Below are 21,361 nucleotides of genomic sequence, written 5' to 3'. Positions count from 1 at the left end.
GACCAACTTTTTTCTGGCGGCCAACGAGCCGATAAACAAAGGACTTGGAGGATAGTGAGGGGAAATTTGAAATGTATCGAAGTCGAAAAACCGGCGGTGTCATGCCGCTTGGCGGCAAACGCCCGACCTCTATCAGCGATCACTGATCGTTCCCACGCAGAGCATGGGAACGATCAAGCTGGTGGTGATCACTCGGACGCGTCTTTGCCGACTTCGTACTCACGCAGCTTGTTGGCGATGGTCGTATGGGAAACGCCGAGCCGCTTGCCCAGTTGCCGACTGCTCGGATGCTCGGAATACAAGCGCTCCAGCACCGCTTTCTCGAAGCGCCCGACAATCTCGTCGAGCCCTCCTTCCAGCGAGAAGTCGCCAAGCGGCTGACGCACGCCATAGTCCGGCAGACGAATATGCTCAGCCTTGACCGTCCCGCCATCACACAGCGAAACCGCCTGGAACAGTACGTTCTCCAACTGCCTGACGTTGCCCGGCCAATGGTAATGACTGAGTCGGTCCATCGCCGCCGGTGCCAGTTTCGGCAACGGGCAACCGATCTGCCGACTGGCCTGATCAAGGAAGTGCTCCACCAGTGGCGTCAAACCGTCGAGGCATTCACGCAGGGGCGGGATGTGCAGCGAAAGCACGTTGAGGCGGTGATACAAATCCTGGCGAAACTCGCCACGGGCGCACAACTCGGACAGGTCGACCTGGGTGGCGCAGATCACGCGCACATCCAGGTAAACCTCTTCATCACTGCCCACACGACGGAAGCAACCGTCCTGCAGGAAGCGCAGCAATTTCACCTGCAAGCGTGGGCTCATTTCGCCGACACCATCGAGGAACAACGTGCCGCCCGCCGTCAGCTCCAGCAGCCCGAGCTTGCCTTCAGCCCGCGCCCCTTCGAAGGCACCGGGGCCGTAGCCGAACAACTCGGTCTCGGCCATCGACTCAGGCAGCCCTGCGCAGTTGAGCGCCATCAACGGCGACTGACCGCGCGGGCTCGCCAGGTGACAGGCCCGCGCCAGCAATTCCTTGCCAGTGCCGGTTTCGCCTTCAATCAATAAGGGCGCATCCAGCGGCGCCATGCGCCGGGCTTCGCGCACCACTGCAGCCATCACTTTCGAGCTTTGGAAGATGCTGTCGAAGCCGCGCAACTCTTGCTTGCGCACGTTATAGATGCGTTCGCCGACCCGATCCGCCCGGTGCAGCGTCAGTACCGCACCGGCCATGGCTTCGCTGTCATCGTGCTCCGATTGCAACGGGGCGATGTCGGCCAGAAAGATGTCGCCCTTGACCTTGACCCGCATGCCGTTGATTCGCGACTTGTTGGCGCGCACCAGCTCCGGCAAATCGAAATCCTCGGCGTAACGCGACAGTGGAATCCCCGGCACTTCGTCGACCCGCACGCCAAGCAACTGCGCCGCCGCACGGTTGGCGGCAACGATGGAGCCGCCCATGTCGATCGACAGCACCGGAAACTCCAGCGCCCCGAGCAATGCATTCAGCTCCATGTGTCGGCGTTCACTGGGCATCAGCCCTACCCGCTTCACGCCGAACACCCCGGCGATGGCTTCGAACTTCGGCCGCAATGCCTGGAACTGCAGATTGATCAGGTTCGGGCAATGCAAATAGATCGCGTTGCCGTGTTCACCACCGACCTCGCCGCGAGCGACGTTGATCCCGTACTCCACCAGCAGATTGAGGATGTCGCGCAGGATGCCGATGCGGTTCTGGCAGTGGACTTTGATACGCATATAAAGGCCCGATACAGGTAAAGAGGCGGATTTTTCTCTGCCGCCCGCAAGATAGTCGTCAAGATTATGTGACAGACACCGGCCATTTCAAACCTGCCAATCACCGTAATCACGACTTATCGCACAAAGCGTAACGATAAATTTACAAATTAAAGAGACTTTTCCTACTCGAGCCAGCATCAACCTGCTGCATCACGGCACGCCCTGAGGTATTTCTCAGTCCATGGCAGGACATAACAAGAACGAATTCCCCTCGCAGGAGAGCAGTATGAAGCAGACGCAATACGTGGCCCGCGAGCCCGATGCGCAAGGTTTTATCGACTACCCCGCCGAAGAACACGCGGTGTGGAACACGCTGATCACCCGCCAGTTGAAAGTGATCGAGGGTCGGGCGTGCCAGGAATACCTGGACGGTATCGAAAAACTCGGTCTGCCCCACGACCGCATCCCGCAACTGGGCGAGATCAACAAGGTGCTCGGCGAGACCACCGGTTGGCAGGTCGCCCGCGTCCCGGCGCTGATTCCGTTCCAGACCTTTTTCGAATTGCTCGCCAGCAAGCAGTTTCCGGTGGCCACGTTCATTCGCACCCGTGAAGAACTGGACTACCTGCAAGAGCCGGACATTTTCCACGAGATCTTTGGTCACTGCCCGCTGCTGACCAACCCGTGGTTCGCCGAATTCACCCACACCTATGGCAAGCTCGGCCTGCAAGCGACCAAGGAAGAACGCGTTTATCTGGCGCGCCTGTACTGGATGACCATCGAGTTCGGCCTGGTCGACACCCCGCAGGGCAAACGCATCTACGGCGGCGGCATCCTGTCCTCGCCAAAAGAAACCGTTTACTCGCTGTCGGACGAACCTGAGCATCAGGCCTTCGATCCGCTGGAAGCGATGCGCACGCCGTACCGCATCGACATTCTGCAACCGCTGTACTTTGTCCTGCCGAACCTCAAGCGCCTGTTCGACCTCGCCCACGAAGACATCATGGGCATGGTCAAGCAAGGCATGCAGCTGGGTCTGCACGCACCGAAATTTCCGCCGAAACCAAAAGCTGCGTGAACCGTGGCTTTTACTTACAAGTGAGTCTGTCAGTCGTCGCGGCTTTGGTTTAGCGTGACGACATTGACGACCGTAACAGCTCTTATAAAAAAGACATCCGATCTCAGGAATCAAACCATGTCCACTTTGAACCAAGCCCATTGCGAAGCGTGCCGTGCCGATGCCCCACAAGTCAGCGATGAAGAACTGCCGATCCTGATCAAGCAGATCCCTGACTGGAACATCGAAGTGCGTGACAGCATCATGCAGCTGGAAAAAGTCTTCCTGTTCAAGAATTTCAAGCACGCGCTGGCTTTCACCAACGCCGTCGGCGAGATCTCCGAGGCCGAAGGTCACCACCCGGGCCTGCTGACCGAATGGGGCAAAGTCACCGTGACCTGGTGGAGCCACTCGATCAAAGGCCTGCACCGCAACGACTTCATCATGGCCGCGCGCACTGACGAAGTGGCCAAGACCGCAGAAGGACGCAAGTAATGCACTTCGACGCCATCGGCCGGGTGCCCGGCGACCCGATCCTCGGCCTGATGGAGGCCTACGCACAGGACCCCAACCCGCGCAAGTTCGACCTCGGCGTGGGCGTCTACAAGGATGCCCAGGGCCTGACGCCGATTCCCGAAGCGGTGAAAATCGCCGAGGCGCGTCTGGTCGAGAGCCAGGACACCAAGACCTACATCGGTGGCCACGGCAATCCACTGTTCGGCAAGGTGATCAATGAGCTGGTGCTCGGTGCCGATTCGGCACTGATCGCCGAGCAACGCGCCGGCGCCACCCAGACCCCGGGCGGCACAGGCGCCCTGCGTCTGGCAGCAGACTTCATCGCGCAATGCCTGCCGGGCAAAGGCGTGTGGCTGAGCAACCCGACCTGGCCGATCCACGAAACGATTTTCGCGGCAGCCGGGGTCAAGATCAGCCATTACCCGTACGTCGGCAGCGACAATCGCCTCGACGTCGATGCGATGCTCGCCGTGCTCAACGAAGTGCCAAAAGGTGATGTGGTGCTGCTGCACGCGTGCTGCCACAACCCGACCGGTTTTGACCTGAGCCACGACGACTGGCACCGAGTGCTGGACGTGGTGCGCCGCCGCGATCTGCTGCCACTGATCGACTTTGCCTACCAGGGCTTTGGCGATGGCCTGGAGCAGGACGCTTGGTCAACCCGGCTGTTCGCCGCCGAGTTGCCAGAACTGCTGATCACCAGTTCCTGCTCGAAGAACTTCGGCCTGTACCGCGACCGCACCGGTGCGCTGATCGTCTGCGCGAAAACCGCTGACAAGCTCATCGACATCCGCAGCCAACTGGCGCACATCGCCCGCAACTTGTGGTCGACTCCGCCGGATCACGGTGCGGCTGTGGTCGCCACGATCCTCGCCGACCCGGAGCTGAAACGCCGCTGGGCCGACGAAGTGGAAGCCATGCGTCTGCGCATCGCCCAGTTGCGCAGTGGCCTGGTGGAAGCACTGGAACCCCACGGCCTGCGCGAGCGCTTTGCACACATTGGCGTGCAACGCGGGATGTTCTCCTACACCGGCCTGTCGCCGGAACAAGTGAAAAACCTGCGGGAGCATCACAGCGTGTACATGGTCAGCTCGGGCCGGGCCAACGTCGCCGGGATTGATGCGACGCGTCTCGACCTGCTGGCCGAAGCGATCGCCAACGTCTGCAAATAACCCCCTCCGTGATCGTTCCCACGCTCCGCGTGGGAACGATCAAGCAAATTTGCCCCGCGTCACCCTGTCGCACTTGTCTAGACAATCCCGCCCGTCGCAACAAGCGGAATTAAAAATCAGTTTGTCATTTTTACTGCTGTATCCTTCGCAGGCTTTCTGAAAGCGCGGATCTACCAGATCTATCAACAGACTTAGCGAGGAGCGCAACCATGCACGAGATTCCCAATCTCCCCTTCCCAAGCCTGCACGTACCTGAGCAGACGACCACGCAACAAGCCGGTGCCCAACAGCCCGAGCCGAAAGAAGCCGCCGAAAGCCGTCCGGCCGACAGCGAGGAGTAAGTAACACCCGCCGTACAGACCGTGTGGAAAGCGCTAACATGCGCTTTCCACACTGCCTGAAACCGAGCCCGCCATGACCGACGAATCCTTCAACGAACAACAGGCTGAAATCCTCATCGGCGCCACCGAGAAGATGATCGAGATCTGGAGCCGCCTCTCGCCCGAGAAACAGGCCGCCCTGCTCGCCCGTTTCGGCAGCGAAGAAAATGCGCTGGCCGCACTGGTCACCACGCAACTGGTCGCCCCGGCCAAATAGTTTTACTTTTCCCCGCCGCAGATTCGTCCACGCCGGTATCATGAGCAGCCTATCTATTCTGCTCTCCCCGTGGATCGTTACCCATGTCGTCCTCTATGCCAGAACCCCAGCGCCCCCTGGCGGTCACGCTGCAAGTCGTTTCCATCGTCCTCTTCACCTTCATCGGCTACCTCAATATCGGCATTCCGCTGGCCGTGCTGCCTGGTTATGTCCATAGCGACCTGGGCTTCGGCGCGGTCATTGCCGGCCTGGTGATCAGCGTGCAATACCTCGCCACCCTGCTCAGCCGCCCGTACGCCGGCAAGATCATCGACAACCAGGGAAGCAAGCGTGCGGTGATGATTGGTCTGGCCGGTTGCGGGTTGAGCGGTGTGTTCATGCTGATTTCAGCCTGGACGCCCAACCTGCCGATGCTCAGCCTGATCAGCCTGTTCATTGGTCGTCTGGTGCTGGGCAGTGCGGAAAGCCTTGTCGGCTCCGGATCTATCGGCTGGGGCATCGGCCGCGTCGGCGCGGCCAATACGGCCAAAGTCATCTCGTGGAACGGCATCGCCAGTTATGGCGCGCTGGCGATCGGTGCGCCGCTGGGCGTGTGGCTGGTCAGCCGTTTCGGTCTCTGGAGCATGGGCGTCAGCATTCTGTTGCTTGCAACCCTGGGCCTGCTGCTGGCCTGGCCGAAAACCGCCGCGCCGATTGTCGCCGGCGAGCGTTTGCCGTTCATGCACGTGCTGGGGCGCGTCTTCCCCCACGGCTGCGGACTGGCGCTGGGCTCGATCGGTTTCGGCACCATTGCCACCTTCATCACCCTGTATTACGCCACCCGGCATTGGGACAACGCGGTGTTGTGCCTGAGTCTGTTTGGTGCCAGTTTCATCGGCGCGCGACTGCTGTTCGGCAACCTGATCAATCGCCTCGGTGGCTTTCGCGTGGCGATTGCCTGTCTGTCGGTGGAAACACTGGGCTTGCTGTTGTTATGGCTGGCGCCGGATGCGCACTGGGCATTGGCGGGGGCAGCCCTGAGCGGTTTCGGCTTCTCGCTGGTTTTCCCGGCGCTGGGCGTGGAAGCGGTGAACCTGGTGCCGGCTTCCAGTCGTGGCGCAGCGGTTGGCGCCTATTCGTTGTTCATCGATCTGTCGCTGGGGATCACCGGCCCACTGGCCGGGGCGATTGCGGCGGGATTCGGTTTTGCCTCGATCTTCCTGTTCGCCGCTATCGCTGCGCTGAGCGGCCTGGCGTTGAGCGTCTATCTGTACCGCCACACATCGAAGTACCGCGAAGACTAGAAATCCACCTTGCCCCGCCCGGCCTTGATGCTGCCACGCTTGGTCTTCGACTCCAGCCGACGAGTCTTCGAACCCAGCGTCGGCTTGGTTGGACGGCGTTTCTTTTCGACCTTGGTGGCGCTGAGAATCAGCTCGGTGAGACGCTCCAGTGCATCGGCACGATTCTGTTCCTGCGTGCGGTATTGCTGGGCCTTGATGATCAACACACCGTCGCTGGTGATGCGACTGTCGCGCAGCGCGAGCAGACGCTCCTTGTAGAACTCGGGCAAGGACGAGGCGGGAATATCGAAGCGCAGGTGCACGGCGCTGGAGACCTTGTTGACGTTCTGCCCGCCGGCCCCTTGGGCGCGGATGGCAGTCAGTTCGATCTCGGCATCCGGCAGATGCACGTTATTGGAAATCTTCAGCATTGCATTCTCATCGTGAAGCCTGACGTCCCGCTGTATCGATAACGACCCTTGTTATCAGGGCCTTGGGTGCACTTTCAGTGTCGCGTTTTTTTCACTATACACCGTGGCCATCTGGCAAAACGGGAAAACGCCTGGGGAAAAAGACAGCCAACATCGGGGCATTAATCAGTGCCATTGTGCTCCCCACTCCGTAGAATATCGCCACAGCGATGAGCGACAGAGGCGTGAACTCTCCCGACTCCTGTTTAAAACATTGTACTTACCCTATCAATGCAGGAAGCATAAGCATGAGCAATAAAGCAGTTATCGTTTTTAGCGGCGGACAGGATTCAACAACCTGCTTGATCCATGCCTTGACCCACTACGATGAAGTTCACTGCATCACATTTGACTATGGCCAGCGCCATCGCGCAGAAATTGAAGTTGCACAGCAACTGGCAAAAGAACTTGGTGTGACCGTACACAAAACCATGGACGTGTCGCTGCTGAATGAACTGGCCATCAGCAGCCTGACGCGCGACAACATCCCGGTCCCGACCATTAATAGTTCAGGAGAAAGCCTGCCGAGTACATTTGTGCCGGGCAGGAACATCCTGTTTTTGACCCTGGCTTCTATTTATGCGTACCAGGTGCAGGCCAAGACCGTCATTACCGGTGTTTGCGAAACAGACTTCTCTGGCTACCCGGATTGCCGAGATGACTTTGTCAAGGCACTGAACAAAGCCCTTGAACTGGGTATGGATTATAAATTGACCCTGGACACTCCGCTGATGTGGCTGAACAAAGCGGAAACCTGGGCGCTGGCTGATTACCATAATCGGCTGGAGTTTATTCGCGACAAGACACTGACCTGCTACAACGGCATTAAAGGTAACGGCTGCGCCAATTGCGATGCGTGTAATCTTCGCGCCAAAGGCCTCAATGAGTTCCTGAATAACAAAGATCAGGTTGCGCATAGCTTGAAAGAAAAACTGAATTTGAACTGAGTATTCAACGACACATCAAGCGCTCACCGGGTATGACAGCAACGACACACCCGGCGAGCGCCATCCTGCATTATTGCGCCTGACCGCCAGTCAGGTACTTCTTGAACAATGCCCTTGCCCCATAAGCAGGCAAGACATTAAAGAAAGCGAAGCCTACCTTTATCGCAATCTGAACGTAGATCATGTTCAGTATCGCGCTGGTTTCCATCGCGCCATAAAACGCGATGAAGCAGAAAAGAAAGCTGTCGATGATCACCGCAAACAACGTACTTAAAAACACGCGCAAGAACAGGAACCTGGAGTTTGTGAGCTCCTTGATCTTGCACAACAAATACGAGTTGATGTTCTCGGAAACCAGAAATGACACAGAAGAGGCTACCAGGACAGAAGACAACTGGCTGATCACATCATTGTAAGGCCCGTCGAGTTTCCAGCCCGGCAGCCCGGGGAGATGAGTGGTGATGGCCAGCAAGATAATGATGGCCGCGTTGCTGATAAAAGCAAAGAGAATCGCTTTTCGCGCAAGCCTGAGACCGAACGTCTCATTCAACAAATCGACGATCAGAAAGGTCAACGGATAAAGAAAGGTGCCCGGCGTTACGATAATATCAAAGTATTCCAGATAGATCGGTTTGGTCGCAGCGATGCTGGTAAAGATATACAGCGTAAACAGCATGAGGTTCAGAATGATATAGATCATCCAGGAACTCTCATGACGATCATTCAGATCATAGGCGGTGAGCGTCCCTCCCTGGGAATAAAATTTCTTGTACAGGTTTTTGACTTCTATCTTGTTCAGATTATCCATAATCTCACTATTCAACACTTCACTCAGTTTTATTTTAATAATCTTGCCGGTCGCAATGACCATGATAACAGCCAGGCTTTTTCCATTTTCAAACCCCAATAGCTTGTACTTGCTGTTTTCCATTTCAACACTACAACCCATTAAATCGTTCCTCGATTATATCCCCGACAACACAAATGCGATCCGTAGCAACGCCGATCTCTTTGATTATAAGCAGCCTGTTTGTGATCTTGTCATACACCAGCTTTTCCCTGTCGCCGGTCGACGAACCTTTCTGCACGATCAATAGATCGCCTGGCTCATGCAAACCATTGATCTCGTTTTCCAGCAGCACGCCTATCAAATTGAAGGAGGTGCCGAAATAATAAGTCAACGGGTAAATCGTGGCCAACTCGCCTATCCTTTTATCCAGACTCTGGATAACCAGGCTTTCTTTTATGATAGGCACTGCCGCCGGATTCATATTCCCCTGCGGAGAAATACTGCTTTCAATTATCTCCTTTTCTTCAAAATCAATCGTTTCTATTTCCTCATAAGAAACGCCGAAAAAATCAGAAATCTTGCGAACCGTGGATTGCTGTACGTTGACCACCTTCCCTTCGAGAATATTATAGATAGTGGTTCTGGTCAGGCCACTGGAGTTGCACAAGGACAGCTGCGTCTCACCACGACTTTTTATCAAGTACTTGATGTTGTTTTTCAGATTCTCCGATCTTTCTTTTCTGTGCATGAAATACTTACCGTCCATTTATAACTGCAATTGACATCACACCCGAGTGCTCACTTATGGGTCACTCAAGTCAAGTGGGTAATTACAGTTGCATCCGTATCAAAGCCGCGCGCGATCATAGCATCCTCCATCCTTGAGTGACTAAAAGTCAGGTGACGAACACCCCGGGAGCCTGACCTGCGAAATCACTTTGCAGTCTGAACTGACTTGTTAGTTTTCCCTTTCGTAACCCGCAACACCTGGAAAGCCAGGCTCGCCGACCTGCAGTTTTACACCCTTCAGCTCGACAAAAAGAATCATTTTATTTGAACAATGTTCATTTTTCTGATTAATTTTGTGGCGTTCCCAAGCAAAAAATCTATGATGCATCCGGCAATACCCTCCTCACAGTAACCAGCAGAGGTCATGAAAACTGGCTGCTTATACAGGCTTTAGTTTTGCGCGCATCGACGCCAGAACACGGATCCGCCTGTATAGCGTTTGGCAAAACATGGACGTAGGTACGCACACGCAAAATCAGGGAAGGAATACAGACAATGCCAGCCATTACTGAACAGCACACGAACCAGGCCGACTTATTGCGACGCGGCCTGACGGATCTCCGAGCAGAAGATGCCGAACTGGCGCAGATCCTGGACGCTGAAGTCACGCGTCAACACCGAACTCTCTCACTGGTCTCCTCCGCCTGCGCAGTCAAGCCTCGCACCTTGGTGGCATCGGCGTCGGCGCTGGTCAACGTGACGGCCGAGGGCATGCCTGGCAGACGCTATAACGCAGGATGCGAGAACGTCACCCGGGTCGAGTCGCTGGCCATCCGAAGAGCTCGAGAGCTGTTCGGCGCCCAGTACGCCAACGTGCAATCACACTCGGCGTCGAACGCCAACTACCAGGTGCTCACCGGCCTGCTTGAGCCGGGGGATACGCTGCTGGGAATGGCCGTCGAACACGGAGGTCATCTCACCCATGGCAACACCGCCGCGTTCTCGGGCGACCACTACAAGGCAATTCAGTACGGTACGACCGCCGAAGGCCTGATCGATTACGACAAAGTACGCAGACTGGCACTCGACCATCGCCCACGCATCATCATGTGCTGCGCCACCGCTTATTCGCGGGTTGTGGATTTCGAACGGTTTCGCGAGATAGCCGATGAGGCCGGAGCCATCCTGCTGGCTGATATTTCCCACATCGCCGGACTGGTTGCCACCGGGCGACACCCGAGTCCGATCGACGTCGCACACGTCACCACGACCTGCACGCACAAACAGCTCATGGGCCCACGCGGCGGCCTCATTCTGTCTGGCCGAGACGCGAACACCAAGGTACCCGGCTTGCGGACGACCTTCAGCCGCGCCCTCGATCAAGCCGTTTTCCCCGGAATGCAGGGCGCTCCGGCCGTCAACATGATCGCGGCCAAGGCTGCGGCACTGGGCTATGCAAGGTCGGCCGAGTTCGACACCTACATGGCGCGGATCCGGAGCACGGCCGATGAGCTCGCCAGTGCGTTTCAGGCGCACGACTACGAGGTCGTCGGTGGACGCAGTGAAAACCACGCGGTTCTGCTGCGGCTGCGCAGCGGGATCACCGGCGTCATTGCGGAGTCAGCGCTGGAGCACTGCGGGATCATCGTGAACAAACACCGCGTCCCCGGCGAAACCCGATCATCCCTCGTGACCAGTGGGTTGCGTATCGGCACCGGCTCCATCGCGCAACGCCACATCGACGCCCGGGGATGTCGGCAGATTGTCGATCTGATTTGCCGGATTCTGGACAACGTGACACCGCTCAGCGAGCAGGACTACACGCTGGAACCCGCGCTGAAGGAACAATTCCGCTTGGAAACTGAAGCAATGTGTACGCGCTATCCCATCGCAGACTACGCGTAGCACCCTAAGGGGCCCACCTAAGGAAGCGTCCAGACTCTGCAGAAACCAAAAGCCCGGCACTTGGCCGGGCTTTTTTGGCTTTTGCAGAGTCGCTTACTTGGAAGCGCCTGCTGCAGACAGCGCTTGCTGCGCACCACGCTTGTTCTTGATCACGTAGCAGACCCACATGAACACGACCCACACCGGAATCGCATACACCGAGATCTGGATGCCCGGGATCAGCAACATCACACCCAGAATGAACGCCACGAACGCCAGGCAGATGTAGTTGCCGTACGGGTACCACAGCGCCTTGAACAGCGGCTTCTGGTTAGTCTTGTTCATGTGCTGGCGGAACTTGAAGTGCGAGAAGCTGATCATCGCCCAGTTGATCACCAGCGTTGCAACCACCAGCGACATCAGCAGTTCCAGCGCGTGTTGCGGGATCAGGTAGTTGAGCAGCACGGCCACCAGCGTTACCGCTGCCGAAGCCAGAATCGAACGCACCGGCACGCCGCGCTTGTCGATCTTCGCCAGGCCTTTCGGCGCATCACCCTGCTCGGCCATGCCCAGCAACATGCGGCTGTTGCAGTAGGTGCCGCTGTTGTACACCGACAGCGCGGCGGTCAACACCACGAAGTTGAGGATGTGCGCGGCGGTGCTGCTGCCGAGCATCGAGAACACCTGCACGAACGGGCTGCCACTGTAGGAGTCGCCCGACGCGTTGAGGGTTTCCAGCAGGCTGTCCCATGGGGTCAGCGACAGCAGGATCACCAGTGCGCCGATGTAGAAAATCAGGATCCGGTAGATCACCTGGTTGATCGCTTTCGGGATCACGGTTTTCGGCTTGTCGGCTTCGGCTGCTGTGAAACCGAGCATTTCCAGACCACCGAAGGAGAACATGATGATCGCCATGGCCATCACCAGTCCGCTGACGCCATTCGGGAAGAAGCCGCCGTGGGACCACAGGTTGCTGACCGACGCCTGCGGGCCGCCATGGCCGCTGACCAGCAGATAGCTGCCCAGGGCAATCATGCCGACGATCGCCACGACCTTGATGATCGCGAACCAGAACTCGGCCTCACCGAAGACTTTGACATTGGCCAGGTTGATCGCGTTGATCAGCACGAAGAACGCGGCCGCGGTGACCCAGCTCGGGATCTCCGGCGCCCAGTAGTGGATGTACTTGCCGACCGCAGTCAGCTCCGACATGCCTACCAGGATGTACAGGATCCAGCAGTTCCAGCCCGACAGGAAACCGGCGAAGCCGCCCCAGTACTTGTGCGCAAAGTGGCTGAAGGAGCCGGCGACCGGCTCTTCGACAATCATCTCGCCGAGCTGGCGCATGATCATGAAAGCGATGAAGCCGCAGATGGCATAGCCGAGGATCATCGACGGGCCGGCGGATTTCAGCACACCGGCCGAGCCGAGGAACAACCCGGTACCGATCGCGCCACCGAGGGCGATCAGTTGAATATGGCGATTTTTCAGGCCGCGTTTCAGCTCGCCTGATTGCGAGTTTTGTCCACTCATGAAAAAGGTCTCACGCAAGGTTTGATGATGTTCAGTAGACGTTGCTGCAAGGTTGCGATTTCAACCAACCTTGATCAAACCCCAGCGCAGGCACCAGGAATTCAGCTTTTTTACAACGGTCATGCGTCACCTGTTTGTTTTTATCTGTGACGAAATCGAACCCGACACGCTCGTGACGCGACGGAGTGAACAAGGCGGATAGCCTTGAGGTATGCGCGATTACGCAGAGGGTCACAGTTAAAACACGGCGCATTGTACACCGCTAACCCCCTGCTGCCAGACCCCGCTGGATCAGCGTGTCGGTTGCCGGGATTGCGTGTGTCCGCCTCGAGAGGCTCGGGCGGCTGCAAAAATTGAGTCAGGCCTTTGCAGGCCATCGGCGTGGACGATGGAAAATCCGCCCCACGTGGAGAAGTGAAAATGGATATCGGCGTTCATTGCGCCTCCTTCTTGTTATGCACCTGCACGACAGGCATGGGGCGCATCTCACCTCTCTAACGAACCTGAAACAAGCGCGCCAGAGCGCTGCGCAAGGCCCGGCGGGCGTGGCTTCGGCAGATTTTCCTTACAGTCAGGCAAAGCCACCCGATTCACGGGAGAACGAGGGCTTTTTCGTAAATATTAACTGACAGCGCGTAACGTAAAGTTTCCACTCCAGAGCAATTGAAGCCGGGCCCGGCGACTGACGTTAGCTGGCTAACTATCTGAAAGACGACAAGTTTTTTGTTTTAAAACAAGAAAAAGCAGCTCCGAAAAAGAAACAAAAAGTCCCAAAAAAAAACGCCAACCCTGAGGTTGGCGTTTCTGTTTTCAGCTTGAAGCTTGCCGCTCGAAACTTACAACTGCCTTATTCCGGCTTCTTGCGACCGAAACCCGGACGCTGGCCGGAACCGGCCGGGGCGCCACGACGCTTGCCCGACGGCTTGTCATCGTCAGCCAGCTTGATGCCTGGACGCTTCGGTGCAGGCTTGGCCGGGCGCCTGGTGTCGGCTGGACGATCCGCCACCGGCGTACCGCGACCGGCTGGAGCACCACGTTCGCCCCGCTCGGTGCGGCCATTGGCCGGACGCGGAGCGCGCTCGCCATCACGTGCCGCTGGCTTGCGACCTGGACGCTCGCCTTCGATCTGCGGCTCACGCACTGGACGCGGGCCGGCAGCCGCCGGGGCGCCATTGGCCGGACGCAGGGTGCGTACACGCTCGGTACGGGCCATCGGGCGTGACGACTTGCGCTGCATGCGGTCGAGCTTGTCTTTGCTCTTGGCGTTCAGTTGCGGCATGGCCACCGGGGTCAGACCGACTTCGGCGCTCAGCACGTCGACTTCGTACTGGCTCATTTCGCGCCAGCGGCCCATCGGCAGGTCGGAGTTGAGGAACACCGGACCGAAACGCACGCGCTTCAGGCGGCTGACCACCAGGCCCTGGGATTCCCACAGACGACGCACTTCACGGTTACGGCCTTCCATCACCACGCAGTGATACCAGTGGTTGAAGCCTTCGCCGCCCGGCGCCTGTTGAATGTCGGTAAAACGCGCCGGGCCGTCTTCCAGCACAACGCCGGCCTTCAGACGTTCGATCATCTCGTCATCGACTTCGCCGCGAACACGCACTGCGTACTCTCGGTCCATCTCGTAGGACGGGTGCATCAAACGGTTGGCCAACTCACCGTCGGTGGTGAACATCAGCAGACCGGTGGTGTTGATGTCGAGACGACCGATGTTGATCCAGCGCCCTTCTTTCGGACGAGGCAGCTTGTCGAACACGGTCGGACGACCTTCCGGGTCGTCACGGGTGCAGATCTCGCCATCAGGCTTGTTGTACATGATCACGCGACGGACCGACTCGGCGGCCTCTTCACGTTTGATGACCTTGCCATCAATGGTGATTGCATCGTGCATGTCGACGCGCAGGCCGAGGGTGGCGTCTTTGCCATTGACCTTGATCCGGCCCTGGCTGATCCACGCTTCCACGTCACGGCGCGAGCCGACGCCGATGCGGGCGAGGACTTTCTGCAGTTTTTCGCCTGCTGGGCCGATTTCCTGGTCGTCTTTCTGGTTGTCACTCATCTGGGCACCTCCCGGTGTGGTCTGTTCAGCGGCTCTGGATTGAGCCTGCCGAAGCGTTGAAATCTGGTTTTTCGGGCGAAGGGATCGCCGAAGGGTCGCGAATCATACGCGGATGTGTTCGTTCGCGCATCAGAGACTAGTCGATCAAGCCAAGGTTATTTCTTTTTCCGCCGACCGGTGACTCCGAGCTTGATCAGGCGCAGCGAGGCTTCGGCCAGCACCGTGCGCTTGTCGTCCTTGTCGAGTTTCTTCCAGGCCCTGATCTCGCGCTTGCTGCGGCCACAGCCGAGGCAGATGTCATCGCTGAACTTGCAGAGGCTGATGCACGGATCCTTGGTTGAGCTCATGCTCAATCCTCGAACTCGCGGCGTTCGGCTTCGATGGCTTCGGCCAGGGCACGGGCCTCGGCTTCTTCTTCGCTCAGTTCTTCCTCAGGTTCTGGTGCGGGCTGTTCGAGACGGGCGACGGCTGCCAGCAGTTTTTCCCGGGCTTCGGCCACGCCGAGCACATCGTCTTCCTGCTCAGGCTCGGACTCAAACTCAGGCTCAAATTCCGATTCAGGCTCAGAATCGACCTCCGGCTTTGCTTCAGGCTCAGCCTCGACCGGCGCTTCGACCGAATCGGATTCAAACCCCGACGGCATCGGCTCGCCATCCGCAACATCACGCAGCAAGTCGTCGAAGTCGGTCTTGATCCCCTCCTCCATGCTGTCCAGCTCCAGCAGCAGCGTGTGGAAACTGGTTTCCTCCTTTGGCTCTTCCGGCTCGGCGCTGGCATCGGCCAGCTCCTGCAGGCCCGGCGGCACTGGAGCGTCGTCGAAGTCGAGCACAGGATCCGGCTCGATCTCACGCAGTTCGGCCAGCGGCGGCAACTCATCGAGGCTCTTGAGGTTGAAGTGATCGAGGAACAGCTTGGTGGTGGCGAACATCGCCGGTTTGCCCGGCACGTCGCGATAGCCGACGACGCGGATCCACTCACGCTCCATCAGCGTCTTGACGATGTTGGTGTTGACCGCCACGCCCCGCACGTCTTCGATCTCGCCGCGGGTGATCGGCTGGCGATAGGCAATCAGCGCCATGGTTTCCAGCAAGGCACGGGAATAGCGCTGCGGACGCTCTTCCCACAAGCGGCCAACCCATGGCGCGAACTTCTCGCGGATCTGCAGGCGATAGCCGGAAGCAACCTCCATGAGCTCGAACGCCCGCCCCTCGCAGGACTTGCCGAGCAGGGTCAGGGCTTTCTTGAAGACCGCTGGTTCCGGCCGTTCACCTTCCTCGAACAACTCGTACAGGCGTTCAAGGGTTTGCGGCTTTCCCGAGGCCAACAGAAAGGCTTCAAGCAGGGGCGCCAGCTCGCGGGGTTCACTCAGGTTCATGTCTAGACTCGTTATTCGGCTCGGGCTCGCACGTGGATCGCGGCGAACGGCTCATTCTGCACCAGCTCGACCAAGGATTCCTTGACCAGTTCAAGGATCGCCATGAAGGTCACCACCACACCGAGCCGGCCTTCCTCGGCGGTGAACAGCTCGACGAACGGCACAAACCCGGCGCCTTTGAGCCGTTCCAGCACATCGCTCATACGCTCGCGGGTGGACAGTGCCTCGCGGCTGACCTGATGGCTTTCGAACATGTCGCCACGGCGCAGCACTTCGGCCATGGACATCAATATCTCTTCCAGCGCCACGTCCGGCAGCAACTTGCGCACAGTGACCTGCGGGGCGTCGAGCTTGGGCACGATCACGTCGCGGCCGACCCGGCTCAGGCCATCGATACCTTCGGCAGCGGCCTTGAAGCGTTCGTATTCCTGCAGGCGGCGGATCAGTTCGGCGCGCGGGTCGTCCTCTTCCTCTTCGACGGTTTCGGCCCGGGGCAGCAGCATCCGCGACTTGATCTCGGCCAGCATCGCGGCCATTACCAGGTACTCGGCGGCCAGTTCCAGGCGCACCGACTGCATCAGCTCCACATAGCCCATGTACTGACGGGTGATTTCCGCCACCGGGATGTCGAGGATGTTGATGTTCTGTTTGCGAATCAGGTACAGCAGCAGGTCGAGCGGGCCTTCGAAGGCTTCGAGGAAGACTTCCAGGGCGTCCGGCGGGATGTACAGGTCCAGCGGCATTTCCGTGACGGCCTGGCCATAGACCATGGCAAACGGCAGTTCCTGCTGGGCACCGGCCTGGGGATCAACGGTTTCCACTGCGGACATTCAGGCCTCGACCATGAACGGAGCCGGATCGCCACAACCGACGCGGACCACTTCCGGATCGTCGCCCGTCAGGTCGATCACGGTGGAGGCTTTGATGCCGCCGAAACCGCCGTCGATAATCAGGTCAACCTGATGCTCGAGCAACTGGCGCATTTCGTACGGATCGCTCAGCGGGTCTTCATCGCCAGGCATGATCAGGGTCACGCTCATCAGCGGTTCGCCCAGTTCGGCGAGCAGCGCCAAAGCGATCGGATGGCTCGGCACGCGCAGGCCGATGGTGCGTTTCTTCGGATGCAGCAACAGCCGTGGCACTTCACGGGTGGCGTTGAGAATGAAGGTGTACGGGCCCGGCAAGTGGGCTTTCAGAATCCGAAACGTCCCGGTGTCGATCTTGGCGTAATTACCCAGTTGCGACAGGTCGCTGCAGATCAGTGCGAAGTTGTGCTTTTCGTCGAGCTGACGCAAGCGTCGAACGCGCTCGATGCCGTTCTTGTCGCCGATCTGGCAACCGATTGCGTAGGAAGAGTCCGTGGGATAGACCACCACCCCGCCCTTGCGGATGATCTCGACGGCCTGTTTGATCAGGCGCGCCTGTGGGTTTTCCGGATGGATCTGGAAAAATTGACTCACATTCTCTACCTGTTCAGACGGCGGCAATAACTGTGTCATGTTTGAACCGACACCACAGGGGTGGAAGGTCCTCCGGCACCGGCCGGTACTGGCCGATCTCGGACCAGCCACCAGGGCCATGGAAATCACTGCCGGCGCTGACCAGCAGACCGAACTCACGGGCAAGGATCGCAAGGCTGCCCACCTGTTCCGCAGGCTGATGACCGTTGACCACTTCGATCGCATGCCCGCCCGCTTGAATATAGTCGGCAATCAGCTTTCGGCGCTTGCTGCGCGTGAAATCGTAGTGCCAGGGATGCGCCAGGCTGACCCAGGCCCCGGCGGCGCGCAGTGTGCCGACGGTATCTTCGAGGGTCGGCCAGTGTTGCTTGACGTCCCCCAGCTTGCCGGCGCCGAGCCATTTGCGGAACGCCTCGGCGCGATCCTTTACAAAACCTTCACGCACCATCCAGTCAGCGAAATGCGGACGGGCCGGCGCGTTGCCGCTGTCACCCAGTTCCTGCTGAATCTGCCGCGCGCCGTCGAGCGCATTCGGCATGCCCTTGAGGGCGAGCTTGCGGCTTATTTCTTCAGACCGTAGCCAGCGGCCATCGTGCAGACTGGCGATCGCCTCGACCAACGGCGCGGCGTTGACGTCGAAACCATAACCCAGCACATGAATGGTCGCTCCGCCCCAGGTGCAGGACAACTCGACGCCGTTGACCAGTTGCATCCCCAGTTCCGTGGCCGCAATGCGCGCCTCGGCGAGGCCTTCGAGGGTATCGTGATCGGTCAGGGCCAGGACTCGCACGCCGTTCTCGAACGCACGCGCAACCAGTGCCGCAGGCGCCAGGGCGCCATCGGAGGCCGTGCTATGGCAGTGCAAATCAACATTCACGGGGATGTGTAACCTCAAATCAGCTGGCGCTATCGCGCGCCCATATGTTTGTTATTATGCCGCCACATCCAGCTTCTGGCTCTCACTGTGAAACAATTCATCGATTTCATCCCGCTTCTGCTGTTCTTCATCGTCTACAAACTCGATCCACGCACCGTCGATGTCGCCGGTCATGAGTTGACGGTTGGCGGTATCTACAGCGCCACCGCAGTGCTGATCATCAGCTCCCTGGTGGTCTACGGCGCACTCTTCATCAAGCAGCGCAAGCTGGAAAAGAGTCAGTGGCTGACCCTGATCGCCTGCCTCGTGTTCGGCAGCCTGACCCTGGCGTTCCACAGCGAAACCTTCCTGAAATGGAAAGCCCCGGTGGTCAACTGGCTGTTCGCCCTGGCCTTCATCGGCAGCCACTTCATCGGTGACCGCCTGCTCATCAAGCGCATCATGGGCCACGCGCTGACGCTGCCGGACGCTGTCTGGACGCGCCTGAACATCGCCTGGATCGGCTTCTTCCTGTTCTGCGGCGCCGCCAACCTGTTCGTCGCGTTCACCTTCCAGGACTACTGGGTGGACTTCAAGGTGTTCGGCAGCCTGGGCTTGACCGTGCTGTTCCTGGTCGCTCAGGGCATCTACCTGTCCCGTCACCTGCACGACGCCGATACCACAACACCAAAAACCGAGGACTGACATGCTCTACGCAATCATTGCCACCGACGTCGCCAACTCCCTGGACGCGCGCCTCGCCGCCCGCCCGGCGCACCTTGAACGCCTGCAAGTGCTCAAGGGCGAAGGCCGTATCGTCCTGGCCGGTCCGCACCCGGCCGTCGACAGCAATGATCCGGGCGCTGCGGGTTTCACCGGCAGCCTGATCGTCGCCGAATTCGACTCCCTGAGCGCCGCGCAAGCATGGGCCGATGCCGATCCGTACATCGCCGCTGGCGTCTACGCCAGTGTTGTCGTGAAGCCGTTCAAGCAAGTCCTGCCGTAATCCTTCCCCGCGCGATGAACCTTGTCGGTTCATCGCGTTCTCAATCGCTCATTATTCTCGTTTACCGGCCGACAACCTGCCCAATATCCATTTGGTAACAGGAGTCGCGATGCGCAAGGGTCCGTTGTGTCTGATGTTGGTCACGTTGTCGATCGTGGCGCCCGCCCATGGTGAAGAAAGCACCGAAAGCGGCAATTCCACGCCGCTTTCGTTGAGCGCAGGCAGTCAGATCACCGAGTTGCAGCAGCGCCTGAAGGCCAGCGAGCAGCAGCGGGAAGTACTGAGCAAACAACTGCAGGATGCCGACAACACCCGCGAAAGCGCCCAGCTTGCCCGGTTGCGCCAGGAGAACCAGCGCCTGAAGCTGCAACTCAAGGAAGCCCAGGCCAGCCCGCTGCCACGCCTGCTGACCGAACAGCAACAATGGTTCGTCACCGGTGCCGGGGTAGCGCTATTGGCTCTGCTCTGCGGTATCTTTGCCAGTGGTGCAAGTCGAAAACGTCGACAATGGCTAAATTGAGTGAGTCATGAGCGAGCTGTTACTGATTGATGATGACGAGGAGCTGTGTGAGCTCCTGAGCAGTTGGCTGAGCCAGGAAGGCTTTCAGGTCCGTGCATGCCACGACGGCCAGAGCGCCCGCAAGGCATTGGCCGAAACCGCGCCCGCCGCCGTGGTGCTGGACGTGATGCTCCCCGACGGCAGCGGTCTGGAACTGCTCAAGCAACTGCGCAACGACCACCCCGACCTGCCGGTGCTGATGCTCTCGGCACGCGGCGAGCCGCTGGATCGCATCCTCGGCCTGGAACTGGGCGCCGACGATTACCTGGCCAAGCCCTGCGACCCGCGCGAGCTCACCGCCCGTCTGCGCGCCGTGCTGCGCCGCAGCCACCCGGCCGCCGTCTCGACTCAGTTGGAACTGGGTGACCTCAGTTTCAGCCCGGTTCGCGGCGTGGTCAGCATCGACGAGAAGGAATTCACCCTCACCGTATCCGAAAGCCGCCTGCTCGAAGCCCTGCTCAAGCAACCGGGCGAGCCGCTGGACAAACAGGAACTGGCGCAGATCGCCCTCGGCCGCAAGCTGACCCTGTACGACCGCAGCCTGGACATGCACGTCAGCAACCTGCGCAAGAAGATCGGCCCCCACGCCGACGGCCGCCCACGCATCGTGGCCCTGCGCAGCCGTGGCTACTATTACAGCCTCTGAATCCCCCGCACGCGGGCGCTTTGTCAGTTTGATGACAAAGCGTCTTTACCCAAGCTTTACCCAGCGCTGACCGCCGCTGACCTTGATCTCCGTAATATGGACTCATCCGGAACGTACCGGGAACGAGACAAGGAGATACACCATGCGCAAGACTCTTATCGCTCTGATGTTCGCTGCCGCTCTGCCAACCGTCGCCATGGCCGTGCCGCAGGATGGTGGCCCGATGGGTGGGCCGGACAGCGGCTGGAGCCACGGCGGTCAGATGCACCGCATGCACGGCAAAGGCCCGTACAGCCAACTGGACCTGTCCCGCGAACAACGCGAGCAAATCCGCAAGATCATGGGCGAGCAGATGCACGAGCGTAAGCAGACGGTCGAAAAATACCTGGAGAAACTCTCGCCAGCCGACCAGAAAGCCATGAAGGACGAGATGGCGGCCAACCACAAGAAAGCCGAGTCCGATGTCCGCGCCGTGCTGAAACCGGATCAACAGAAGAAATTCGACGAGATCCAGAAAAAGCAGGCCGAGCGTCGCGCCGAATGGGCCGAGTTCAAGGCCTGGAAAGCGCAACAGCCGCAAAAGGCGCAATAATGCAGTAACTTCGGATCCGACGGCTAAGCACCGTCGGGTCTGTTGCCACTCAATTCAGATGTGGGAGCGGGCTTGCTCGCGAATGCGGAGTGTCAGTCGACATCATCGGTGA

24 protein-coding genes are annotated in these 21,361 nt (G+C 58.9%); 13 read left to right on the top strand and 11 right to left on the bottom strand.

Translation table 11 applies throughout. The annotated features are described in order from the left end of the window. Positions 1-188: 188 nt before the first annotated feature. Complete coding sequence (locus tag ACW9HX_RS24445) at positions 189-1,751, bottom strand: sigma-54-dependent transcriptional regulator (RefSeq protein WP_085710425.1); 1,563 nt, start codon at positions 1,749-1,751, stop codon at positions 189-191. A gap of 223 nt (positions 1,752-1,974) precedes the next feature. Between ACW9HX_RS24445 and phhA the strand changes: the two genes are divergently transcribed. From phhA to ACW9HX_RS24415, 6 genes are all read left to right on the top strand, one after another. Beyond that, a complete protein-coding gene (gene phhA, locus ACW9HX_RS24440; RefSeq protein ID WP_225739972.1) occupies positions 1,975-2,811 on the top strand; it encodes a phenylalanine 4-monooxygenase in 837 nt (278 codons plus the stop codon). Between the two features lie 117 nt (positions 2,812-2,928). Next, entirely contained in the window at positions 2,929-3,285 is a 357-nt protein-coding gene (locus ACW9HX_RS24435; RefSeq protein ID WP_003222798.1) for a 4a-hydroxytetrahydrobiopterin dehydratase, read from the top strand. Beyond that, positions 3,285-4,478 carry an amino acid aminotransferase gene (locus tag ACW9HX_RS24430; RefSeq protein WP_457382557.1) on the top strand — a complete coding sequence of 398 codons (1,194 nt, stop codon included), beginning with the start codon at positions 3,285-3,287 and terminating at the stop codon, positions 4,476-4,478. The genes ACW9HX_RS24435 and ACW9HX_RS24430 overlap by 1 nt, the downstream gene beginning before the upstream one ends. A gap of 209 nt (positions 4,479-4,687) precedes the next feature. Continuing rightward, on the top strand, positions 4,688-4,819 hold the full coding sequence (locus ACW9HX_RS24425) for a hypothetical protein (RefSeq protein ID WP_256574703.1): 132 nt from the start codon (positions 4,688-4,690) through the stop codon (positions 4,817-4,819). A 73-nt stretch (positions 4,820-4,892) separates the two neighbouring features. Further along, a complete protein-coding gene (locus ACW9HX_RS24420) occupies positions 4,893-5,075 on the top strand; it encodes a hypothetical protein (protein ID WP_065260808.1) in 183 nt (60 codons plus the stop codon). A 95-nt stretch (positions 5,076-5,170) separates the two neighbouring features. Then, positions 5,171-6,358, top strand: coding sequence for an MFS transporter (locus ACW9HX_RS24415; RefSeq protein ID WP_457382563.1), 1,188 nt, complete (start codon positions 5,171-5,173; stop codon positions 6,356-6,358). Here ACW9HX_RS24415 and arfB read toward each other — a convergent pair. After that, complete coding sequence (gene arfB / locus ACW9HX_RS24410) at positions 6,355-6,768, bottom strand: alternative ribosome rescue aminoacyl-tRNA hydrolase ArfB (RefSeq protein ID WP_457382556.1); 414 nt, start codon at positions 6,766-6,768, stop codon at positions 6,355-6,357. The genes ACW9HX_RS24415 and arfB overlap by 4 nt on opposite strands. A 287-nt stretch (positions 6,769-7,055) precedes the next feature. On the opposite strand from arfB, the gene queC reads away from it, so the two are divergent. Beyond that, positions 7,056-7,754, top strand: a complete 699-nt coding sequence (queC, locus tag ACW9HX_RS24405; protein WP_457382555.1) for a 7-cyano-7-deazaguanine synthase QueC — start codon at positions 7,056-7,058, stop codon at positions 7,752-7,754. Positions 7,755-7,824: 70 nt separating this feature from the next. On the opposite strand, the gene ACW9HX_RS24400 is transcribed toward queC, so the two are convergent. Continuing rightward, positions 7,825-8,703, bottom strand: a complete 879-nt coding sequence (locus tag ACW9HX_RS24400; RefSeq protein ID WP_457382554.1) for a queuosine precursor transporter — start codon at positions 8,701-8,703, stop codon at positions 7,825-7,827. Next, positions 8,693-9,292 carry a helix-turn-helix transcriptional regulator gene (locus tag ACW9HX_RS24395; protein ID WP_457382553.1) on the bottom strand — a complete coding sequence of 200 codons (600 nt, stop codon included), beginning with the start codon at positions 9,290-9,292 and terminating at the stop codon, positions 8,693-8,695. Before ACW9HX_RS24395 ends, ACW9HX_RS24400 begins: the two co-directional genes overlap by 11 nt. 536 nt (positions 9,293-9,828) lie before the next feature. Here ACW9HX_RS24395 and ACW9HX_RS24390 point away from each other — a divergent pair. Beyond that, on the top strand, positions 9,829-11,178 hold the full coding sequence (locus ACW9HX_RS24390; RefSeq protein WP_457382552.1) for a serine hydroxymethyltransferase: 1,350 nt from the start codon (positions 9,829-9,831) through the stop codon (positions 11,176-11,178). 93 nt (positions 11,179-11,271) lie between these two features. On the opposite strand, the gene ACW9HX_RS24385 is transcribed toward ACW9HX_RS24390, so the two are convergent. The 7 genes from ACW9HX_RS24385 to ACW9HX_RS24355 form a co-directional block, all read right to left on the bottom strand. Further along, complete coding sequence (locus tag ACW9HX_RS24385) at positions 11,272-12,690, bottom strand: amino acid permease (protein WP_096822220.1); 1,419 nt, start codon at positions 12,688-12,690, stop codon at positions 11,272-11,274. An 847-nt stretch (positions 12,691-13,537) separates the two neighbouring features. Then, a complete protein-coding gene (gene rluB, locus ACW9HX_RS24380) occupies positions 13,538-14,755 on the bottom strand; it encodes a 23S rRNA pseudouridine(2605) synthase RluB (RefSeq protein WP_457382551.1) in 1,218 nt (405 codons plus the stop codon). A gap of 155 nt (positions 14,756-14,910) precedes the next feature. Further along, complete coding sequence (locus ACW9HX_RS24375; RefSeq protein WP_457382550.1) at positions 14,911-15,102, bottom strand: DUF1289 domain-containing protein; 192 nt, start codon at positions 15,100-15,102, stop codon at positions 14,911-14,913. 2 nt (positions 15,103-15,104) lie between these two features. Continuing rightward, complete coding sequence (gene scpB, locus ACW9HX_RS24370; protein ID WP_457382549.1) at positions 15,105-16,130, bottom strand: SMC-Scp complex subunit ScpB; 1,026 nt, start codon at positions 16,128-16,130, stop codon at positions 15,105-15,107. 11 nt (positions 16,131-16,141) lie between these two features. Next, positions 16,142-16,840 (bottom strand): segregation and condensation protein A, encoded by a 699-nt coding sequence (locus ACW9HX_RS24365; RefSeq protein WP_457382562.1) that lies wholly within the window; start codon positions 16,838-16,840, stop codon positions 16,142-16,144. Between the two features lie 120 nt (positions 16,841-16,960). Next, the gene (locus ACW9HX_RS24360; protein ID WP_096822250.1) at positions 16,961-17,590 is read right to left on the bottom strand and encodes an L-threonylcarbamoyladenylate synthase; all 630 of its coding nucleotides are present in this window, start codon (positions 17,588-17,590) and stop codon (positions 16,961-16,963) included. A gap of 13 nt (positions 17,591-17,603) precedes the next feature. Beyond that, a complete protein-coding gene (locus tag ACW9HX_RS24355) occupies positions 17,604-18,467 on the bottom strand; it encodes a PHP domain-containing protein (protein WP_457382548.1) in 864 nt (287 codons plus the stop codon). An 87-nt stretch (positions 18,468-18,554) separates the two neighbouring features. On the opposite strand from ACW9HX_RS24355, the gene ACW9HX_RS24350 reads away from it, so the two are divergent. From ACW9HX_RS24350 to ACW9HX_RS24330, 5 genes are all read left to right on the top strand, one after another. Then, a complete protein-coding gene (locus ACW9HX_RS24350; protein WP_085710410.1) occupies positions 18,555-19,151 on the top strand; it encodes a septation protein A in 597 nt (198 codons plus the stop codon). 1 nt (position 19,152) lies between these two features. Beyond that, positions 19,153-19,452: a YciI family protein gene (locus tag ACW9HX_RS24345; RefSeq protein WP_432218939.1), complete on the top strand. Its 300-nt coding sequence runs from the start codon at positions 19,153-19,155 to the stop codon at positions 19,450-19,452. 109 nt (positions 19,453-19,561) lie between these two features. After that, positions 19,562-19,972, top strand: coding sequence for a translation initiation factor 2 (locus tag ACW9HX_RS24340; protein ID WP_085733793.1), 411 nt, complete (start codon positions 19,562-19,564; stop codon positions 19,970-19,972). Between the two features lie 7 nt (positions 19,973-19,979). Then, positions 19,980-20,657, top strand: a complete 678-nt coding sequence (locus ACW9HX_RS24335) for a response regulator transcription factor (protein ID WP_096822228.1) — start codon at positions 19,980-19,982, stop codon at positions 20,655-20,657. 142 nt (positions 20,658-20,799) lie between these two features. Continuing rightward, positions 20,800-21,249 carry a Spy/CpxP family protein refolding chaperone gene (locus tag ACW9HX_RS24330; protein WP_457382547.1) on the top strand — a complete coding sequence of 150 codons (450 nt, stop codon included), beginning with the start codon at positions 20,800-20,802 and terminating at the stop codon, positions 21,247-21,249. Positions 21,250-21,361 lie beyond the last annotated feature (112 nt).

It is taken from the genome of Pseudomonas sp. SDO52101_S400 (assembly GCF_054071635.1).
This window is presented reverse-complemented; position numbering and strand designations above follow the sequence as displayed.

Coding starts and splice junctions, on each gene's coding strand:
- ACW9HX_RS24445 (WP_085710425.1), bottom strand. CDS start 1,751: ATGCGTATCAAAGTCCACTGCCAGAACCGCATCGGCATCCTGCGCGAC.
- phhA (WP_225739972.1), top strand. CDS start 1,975: ATGGCAGGACATAACAAGAACGAATTCCCCTCGCAGGAGAGCAGTATG.
- ACW9HX_RS24435 (WP_003222798.1), top strand. CDS start 2,929: ATGTCCACTTTGAACCAAGCCCATTGCGAAGCGTGCCGTGCCGATGCC.
- ACW9HX_RS24430 (WP_457382557.1), top strand. CDS start 3,285: ATGCACTTCGACGCCATCGGCCGGGTGCCCGGCGACCCGATCCTCGGC.
- ACW9HX_RS24425 (WP_256574703.1), top strand. CDS start 4,688: ATGCACGAGATTCCCAATCTCCCCTTCCCAAGCCTGCACGTACCTGAG.
- ACW9HX_RS24420 (WP_065260808.1), top strand. CDS start 4,893: ATGACCGACGAATCCTTCAACGAACAACAGGCTGAAATCCTCATCGGC.
- ACW9HX_RS24415 (WP_457382563.1), top strand. CDS start 5,171: ATGCCAGAACCCCAGCGCCCCCTGGCGGTCACGCTGCAAGTCGTTTCC.
- arfB (WP_457382556.1), bottom strand. CDS start 6,768: ATGCTGAAGATTTCCAATAACGTGCATCTGCCGGATGCCGAGATCGAA.
- queC (WP_457382555.1), top strand. CDS start 7,056: ATGAGCAATAAAGCAGTTATCGTTTTTAGCGGCGGACAGGATTCAACA.
- ACW9HX_RS24400 (WP_457382554.1), bottom strand. CDS start 8,703: ATGGGTTGTAGTGTTGAAATGGAAAACAGCAAGTACAAGCTATTGGGG.
- ACW9HX_RS24395 (WP_457382553.1), bottom strand. CDS start 9,292: ATGCACAGAAAAGAAAGATCGGAGAATCTGAAAAACAACATCAAGTAC.
- ACW9HX_RS24390 (WP_457382552.1), top strand. CDS start 9,829: ATGCCAGCCATTACTGAACAGCACACGAACCAGGCCGACTTATTGCGA.
- ACW9HX_RS24385 (WP_096822220.1), bottom strand. CDS start 12,690: ATGAGTGGACAAAACTCGCAATCAGGCGAGCTGAAACGCGGCCTGAAA.
- rluB (WP_457382551.1), bottom strand. CDS start 14,755: ATGAGTGACAACCAGAAAGACGACCAGGAAATCGGCCCAGCAGGCGAA.
- ACW9HX_RS24375 (WP_457382550.1), bottom strand. CDS start 15,102: ATGAGCTCAACCAAGGATCCGTGCATCAGCCTCTGCAAGTTCAGCGAT.
- scpB (WP_457382549.1), bottom strand. CDS start 16,130: ATGAACCTGAGTGAACCCCGCGAGCTGGCGCCCCTGCTTGAAGCCTTT.
- ACW9HX_RS24345 (WP_432218939.1), top strand. CDS start 19,153: ATGCTCTACGCAATCATTGCCACCGACGTCGCCAACTCCCTGGACGCG.
- ACW9HX_RS24340 (WP_085733793.1), top strand. CDS start 19,562: ATGCGCAAGGGTCCGTTGTGTCTGATGTTGGTCACGTTGTCGATCGTG.
- ACW9HX_RS24335 (WP_096822228.1), top strand. CDS start 19,980: ATGAGCGAGCTGTTACTGATTGATGATGACGAGGAGCTGTGTGAGCTC.
- ACW9HX_RS24330 (WP_457382547.1), top strand. CDS start 20,800: ATGCGCAAGACTCTTATCGCTCTGATGTTCGCTGCCGCTCTGCCAACC.